We start from the raw sequence: 5,570 nt of genomic DNA on the forward strand, positions 1-5,570 counted from the left end.
GGTCCGGAGCGCCCGCCGGGCTCAGACGTCGTCCGTCTCGGGGACCCACCGGTTGAAGTCGAGCGTCAGGTAGAGCGCGAGCGCCGCCGCGTTGTCCTCGGCGATCCGCAGGCTGACCTGGTCGTAGCCGTTGTCGTAGAGGGTGCCCATGGCGCAGCGCACCAGCTGCTCGGCCAGGCCCTGGCGGCGGCGGGAGGCCGCCGTGAACAGCTCGAAGATGTAGGGGACGTCGGGGAGGTCGTCGCCGACCCGCCGGGACAGCACGAGCGCGGCGGCCACCACGGTCCCGTCGTCGTCGACCACCACCGGCGAGGCCTCGGGCAGGAAGGGCCCGTACTCCCCGTCGAAGACTCCCCGGATCACCTGGCGGGCCTCCTCCAGACTGGAGACCCCGCCCTGCTCGTAGGAGGAGTAGTAGAGCTGGGCGAGGCTCTCGGCGTCCTCCGGGCCGGACGGACGCAGATTCACCGCGGGCTTCTTGGTGTTCGCCGCGGTGTGGGCGATCAGCGTGATGGTTCCGGTCATGGAAGGCCTCCGTGAGGTCGACGCCGGCTGCTCCGGCGGGGCGGACGAGGGACAGGGGACGTCCGGGAGGGCCGCGCAGGGCAGGCCCTCCGTGCATTCAGCGTATCCATTTCGCTGGGCTTGTCCATGCTTCGCCGTCCTCGATCGCAAAAGTGAACGGCCAGGTCGGAGCGAGGACTTCACGGGAACACCTGTTCCTTTTCCGCGCTCTTCCGGGTTAGCGTGTCGTACAGGTGTTCTAGCTTCCAGGGAACAGGGCGCACCGGGGACGGGCGCCGGGCCGAGGGAGAGAGGAGCCGTCGTGGGTTTCCTGACGGAGAGCGTCGACGTGGACTGCGACACGGACGGGGTGCCGGTGGGCGTGCGCTGGCGCGGGCGGGACTACCTGGTGGCCCAGGGGCCCGTGCGCTGGTACGAGCGCCGCGCCTGGTGGTCCGAGGACGCGCGGCTGCCCAAGGACCGGGGGATCGGTGCGGTGGACCAGCAGATGTGGCGGGTCCAGGTGCAGCTGAACACCCGCTCCGAGCTGCTGACCCTCGAGCTCGTCCACACCCTCGACACCGGGCGCTGGCGGCTGCTCGCCGCCACGAGCGCCTCGGGGATCCGCGTGGTGCGCTGCGCGTAGGCCGCCGCGGTGCACCCTCCCGCCGGAGGTGCATAGGATCGTCGGTGGAGACCGCACCGCAGAACGTGAGGGAGCACCCGTGAGACTCGGCACCGTGCGACGAGATGGCACCACCCAGGCCTTCCGGCAGGAGGACGGGCGGACCGTCTATCTCCCCGTCCCCGACGTCGGGGCCCTCCTCGCCGGGGGCGACCTGCGGCTGCCGGGGGAGCCGGGCCCCGCGCCGGCCCCGGAGGACCTGGCGACGCCCGTCCTGCGCCCGGGCAAGATCCTGTGCGCCGGGCTGAACTTCTACGACCACGCGGAGGAGGTCAGTCAGGAGATCCCGGAGCACCCCACGATCTTCGCGAAGTACGCCACCGCGCTCATCGGCCCCACCGACCCCATCGCCATGCCGGAGGAGTCCGAGAAGATCGACTGGGAGGCCGAGCTCACCGTGGTGATCGGCTCGCCCCTGCGCCACGCCACGCCGGACCAGGCGCGGGCCGCGATCGCCGGGTACACCATCATGAACGACATCTCGGTGCGGGACTGGCAGGGCCGGACCTCCGAGTGGTTCCAGGGCAAGAACTTCGACCGCACCACCCCGGTGGGCCCCGTGGTGGTGACCCCCGACGAGATCGACCCCGAGGCGGGACTGGCGATCCGCTGCACCGTGGACGGCGTGCGGCACCAGGACTCCGGCACCGACCGGATGATCTTCTCCGCCGTGGAGCTGGTCGAGTACCTCAGCCGGTTCCTGACCCTCGAGCCCGGGGACCTCGTGGCCTGCGGCACTCCCGCCGGCGTGGGCCTGGCCCAGAAGCCCCGCCGGATCTGGTTGCGGGACGGCCAGGAGGTCGTCACCGAGATCGAGGGCATCGGCGAGCTGCGCAACGTCTGCACCCCCGCCGAGGACCTCCGGGCGGCGGCCGGCTGACCCGGCACCCGTCCCCACCCGGTCCCGTCCTCCCTCTCCTGCTGTCCAGATCCCACTGACATGATCCCCGTGACCTGATCCCCGTGACCTGATCCCACTGTCCTGTTCCCGCCTTCGACCGGAGGACCCCATGGCGACGATCGGCTTCCACGCCTCCCACGAGCAGATCCCTCCCGAGCAGCTGCTGCGCGACGTCGAGCACGCCCAGCAGGCCGGCTTCGGCGCCGCCATGTGCTCGGACCACCTCGAGCCGTGGTCGCCGCACCAGGGCCACTCCGGGTTCGCCCTGTCCTGGCTGGGCGCCGCCCTGGCCACCACGGACCTGCCCTTCGGGTTCGTGCACGCCCCGGGCCGGCGCTACCACCCCGTGGTCACCGCCCAGGCCACGGCCACCCTCGCCCGCATGTTCCCCGGCCGGATCTGGACCGCCCTGGGCAGCGGGCAGAAGCTCAACGAGCGGGCCGTCACCCCGGACTGGCCGGCCAAGGAGCACCGGCAGCGGTTCCTCGAGGGCAGCTTCGACGCCGTCCGCCGGCTGCACGCGGGCGAGGAGGTGTCCTGCCGCGAGCCGTTCCACGCCGACCGCGCCCGGGTCTGGGACCCGCCGGAGGTCCTGCCCGCCCTGCGCGTGGCCGCGCTCACCCCGGCGACGGTCCGCCGCTTCGCCCCCCTGGCCGACGGGTTCATCACCGTCCAGCAGCCCCTCGAGGACCTGCGCCGGATGCGCGAGGCCTGGCGCGAGGCCGGCGGCACCGGGCGGACCGCGCTGCAGGTGCACCTGAGCTGGGCGCCCTCCCCGGAGCAGGCCCGCGCGATCGCCTTCGACCAGTGGCGCACCAACGTCTTCGACCCCGTGACCATGGCCGAGCTCGCCTCGCCCCAGGACTACCTGCGCAAGGCGGTCCAGGAGGACGTGGGGGATGAGCAGATCGCCGGGGCGGTCAACGTCTCCGCCGACCTCGGCCGGCACGCCCAGTGGCTGCACGAGTACGCCGACCTCGGCTTCGACGAGATCTACCTCCACCACGTGGGGCAGGAGCAGGGCCGCTTCCTCGACGCCTTCGGGGAGACGGTGCTGCCCCAGCTGGCGCAGGCCTGACCCGGCGCGGGCCCGGGCGCCGGTCCCGGGTGGGCGGGCTACGGCAGCCGGGACGGGCGCCGCAGCACGGCCGCGCCGGCCAGCTCCGGCTCGAGCGGGACCGGGCTGTGCAGCACGGCCGGTCCGCGGTGCAGGTCGCCGCTGGACAGCGGCCGGCAGCGCAGGCCCCCTCGCCCCCGCATGGCGGCGTGCGCGCCCGGAGCCAGGACCCGGTCCATCCACACGCAGGGGTGGGCCGGGCGCCCGCCCCGCAGCCGCACGAGGGCGCCCCGGGACTCCAGCGCGAACTCCTCGCCCAGCAGCGGGGCCAGGTGGGCGCCCCGGAGGACCACGTTGCGCCGGGTCAGGAGCGGGTCGAAGGGGTCCGTGCCCAGGTCCGCGGCCATGGCCTCGAGCGCCTCGACGGCGAGCAGGGTGACGGCGGCGTCCATGTGCGCGGCCTTGCCGAAGAACCGGTCGCCCACCACGCCCTTGCCGGCCACCAGCTCGACCCGCTCGGCGTCGGTGGTGGGGACCTCCGCCGCGCCGTCCCGGGCGCGGCCGAAGTAGGCGTGCGCCGGTGACACGAGCAGGTGCAGGACCTCCACGTCGTACCGATAGGTCGCCGTCATGGCCCACACCCCTCCGTCGTCGCGGCCGCCGGTCCGGCGCCGCCTCGCTGCCGCCGGACCTCAGCATAGGCAGGGCGGGCGACACCGCGGGGCGCCGGGCCGCGCCGCCCGATCTTCCCTGCACCCGGGGAGCGCCCCGCGAGCCTGTCCCCTTTACGGATGCACACCTGGTGTCCCGGGGTGCGCGCGGGCAAGAATGGCGGCGACGCAGGACAGCCGAGGGGCACCGTGGTCCGGACGGGGGAGGGAGGTCGCGTGTCTGCCAGACGCTCCGCCGGGGGACGGTACCGGCTGGCCGGGCCGGCCGGGTCGGCCGTGGTCGTCCTCCTCGTGGTCCAGCTCCTCCTCCGGGGCGTGATCTCCGTGGCGCAGCTCGCGCTCGGAGCGGCGGCGCTCGTCGTCGTCGCGCTGGTGCTCGGCCAGCGGTTCCTCGTCCCCTGGCTGGCGCGCCGGTCCCCGAACCGGCCGCGCATCACCACGACCCGGGCGTGGACGTGCCCGATGCCCCCGGAGGAGGCCCTCGAGCGGATCCGCACGGCGTTCGAGGACCTCGACCCGGCGGTCCGCTCCCAGGAGTGCTGCGTGGAGGTCTCGGTGGGCTCGGACGTCACCTTCCGCCGGCGCGGGACGGCCTCCGAGTTCGGGTGGCGGGCCCTGCCCCTGCGGGCCACCTTCCGGGTGGCCCCCCGCGGCGGTGGGTCCGAGGTCGCCGCCGACGTGCGGGACGACCTCGGCTGGTACCCCGAGGCGCCCGGCAGGCTCGTGGAGGACGAGATCGACCGCCGCAGCGCCTCCCTGATCGAGCGGGCGATCTGCGCCACTGGACGCTGACCGCCGCGCCCGGCGCGGCGCCGGCCGGTCCTCGGAGTTGTCCCGGGCGGGGCGGGGGCCGGAGGGACGGGAAGCCTCAGGCGGAGGTCAGGGAGGCGGCCAGGGCGTCGACGACGGCCCGGGTGATCTCGGCGGTGTCGGCGGTGCCGCCGATGTCACGGGTGAGGTGCCCGGCGGCGGTGGTGGCCTCGATCGCGGCCTCCACCCGGCGGGCCTCGGCGTGCAGACCGAAGTGGTCCAGCATCAGGGCGGCGCTGGCGATCGCCCCGATCGGGTTGCAGATGCCCTGGCCGGCGATGTCCGGGGCGGTGCCGTGGACGGGCTCGAACATCGAGGGGAACCGGCGCTCCGGGTCGAGGTTCGCACTGGCGGCCAGGCCGAGGCTGCCGGCCAGGGCGGAGCCGAGGTCGGAGAGGATGTCGGCGTTGAGGTTGGAGGCCACCANCTGGCGGCCAGGCCGAGGCTGCCGGCCAGGGCGGAGCCGAGGTCGGAGAGGATGTCGGCGTTGAGGTTGGAGGCCACCACCACGGAGAGCTCCTCGGGGTGCAGGACGAACTTGGCGCTCATCGCGTCCACCAGAACGCTTTCGGTCTGCACGTCGGGGTAGTCGGCGGCGACGCGGGCGAAGACCTCGTCCCACAGCACCATGCCGTACTGCTGGGCGTTGGACTTGGTGACGCTGGAGACCTTCTTCACCTCCCGGGTCCGGGCGAGGTCGAAGGCGAAGCGGATGATGCGCTCACACCCCTTCTCGGTGAACAGGGAGGACTGGACGGCGACCTCGTTGCCGGGGCCCCGGCCGGCGAGGTTGCGCCCGCCGAGCCCGGCGTACTCGCCTTCGCTGTTCTCCCGGACCACGACCCAGTCCAGTTCGGTGTCGTCGGCCTTGCGCAGCGGGGAGACCACGCCGGGGAGGAAGCGCACGGGGCGGATGTTGGCCCACTGGTCGAAGTTCTGGGT

6 protein-coding genes and 1 pseudogene are annotated in these 5,570 nt (G+C 73.8%); 4 read left to right on the forward strand and 3 right to left on the reverse strand.

Annotated features, from left to right (window positions below; all coding sequences use genetic code 11):
* Positions 1-21: 21 nt before the first annotated feature.
* Positions 22-525, reverse strand: coding sequence for a GNAT family N-acetyltransferase (locus tag H488_RS33640; RefSeq protein ID WP_017834640.1), 504 nt, complete (start codon positions 523-525; stop codon positions 22-24).
* A 301-nt stretch (positions 526-826) separates the two neighbouring features.
* On the opposite strand from H488_RS33640, the gene H488_RS33645 reads away from it, so the two are divergent.
* From H488_RS33645 to H488_RS33655, 3 genes are all read left to right on the forward strand, one after another.
* On the forward strand, positions 827-1,150 hold the full coding sequence (locus tag H488_RS33645) for a DUF6504 family protein (RefSeq protein WP_017834641.1): 324 nt from the start codon (positions 827-829) through the stop codon (positions 1,148-1,150).
* A gap of 79 nt (positions 1,151-1,229) precedes the next feature.
* Positions 1,230-2,069, forward strand: coding sequence for a fumarylacetoacetate hydrolase family protein (locus H488_RS33650; RefSeq protein ID WP_017834642.1), 840 nt, complete (start codon positions 1,230-1,232; stop codon positions 2,067-2,069).
* A 130-nt stretch (positions 2,070-2,199) separates the two neighbouring features.
* Complete coding sequence (locus tag H488_RS33655; protein WP_017834643.1) at positions 2,200-3,168, forward strand: TIGR03885 family FMN-dependent LLM class oxidoreductase; 969 nt, start codon at positions 2,200-2,202, stop codon at positions 3,166-3,168.
* A gap of 38 nt (positions 3,169-3,206) precedes the next feature.
* Here H488_RS33655 and H488_RS33660 read toward each other — a convergent pair whose 3' ends face one another.
* Positions 3,207-3,779 (reverse strand): MOSC domain-containing protein, encoded by a 573-nt coding sequence (locus H488_RS33660; RefSeq protein ID WP_017834644.1) that lies wholly within the window; start codon positions 3,777-3,779, stop codon positions 3,207-3,209.
* A 255-nt stretch (positions 3,780-4,034) separates the two neighbouring features.
* Between H488_RS33660 and H488_RS33665 the strand changes: the two genes are divergently transcribed.
* Positions 4,035-4,610, forward strand: coding sequence for a hypothetical protein (locus H488_RS33665; protein WP_017834645.1), 576 nt, complete (start codon positions 4,035-4,037; stop codon positions 4,608-4,610).
* 76 nt (positions 4,611-4,686) lie between these two features.
* Here the strand turns inward: H488_RS33665 and H488_RS33670 are convergent.
* Positions 4,687-5,570: pseudogene (locus tag H488_RS33670) on the reverse strand (isocitrate/isopropylmalate dehydrogenase family protein); the annotation flags it as partial.

It is taken from the genome of Kocuria sp. UCD-OTCP, assembly GCF_000349605.1.
GTDB classification, from domain to species: domain Bacteria; phylum Actinomycetota; class Actinomycetes; order Actinomycetales; family Micrococcaceae; genus Kocuria; species Kocuria rosea.

What these genes read in the sequence shown, in the direction of transcription:
- H488_RS33655 (WP_017834643.1), top strand. Translation starts at nt 2,200, where the DNA reads ATGGCGACGATCGGCTTCCACGCCTCCCACGAGCAGATCCCTCCCGAG.
- H488_RS33640 (WP_017834640.1), bottom strand. Translation starts at nt 525, where the DNA reads ATGACCGGAACCATCACGCTGATCGCCCACACCGCGGCGAACACCAAG.
- H488_RS33660 (WP_017834644.1), bottom strand. Translation starts at nt 3,779, where the DNA reads ATGACGGCGACCTATCGGTACGACGTGGAGGTCCTGCACCTGCTCGTG.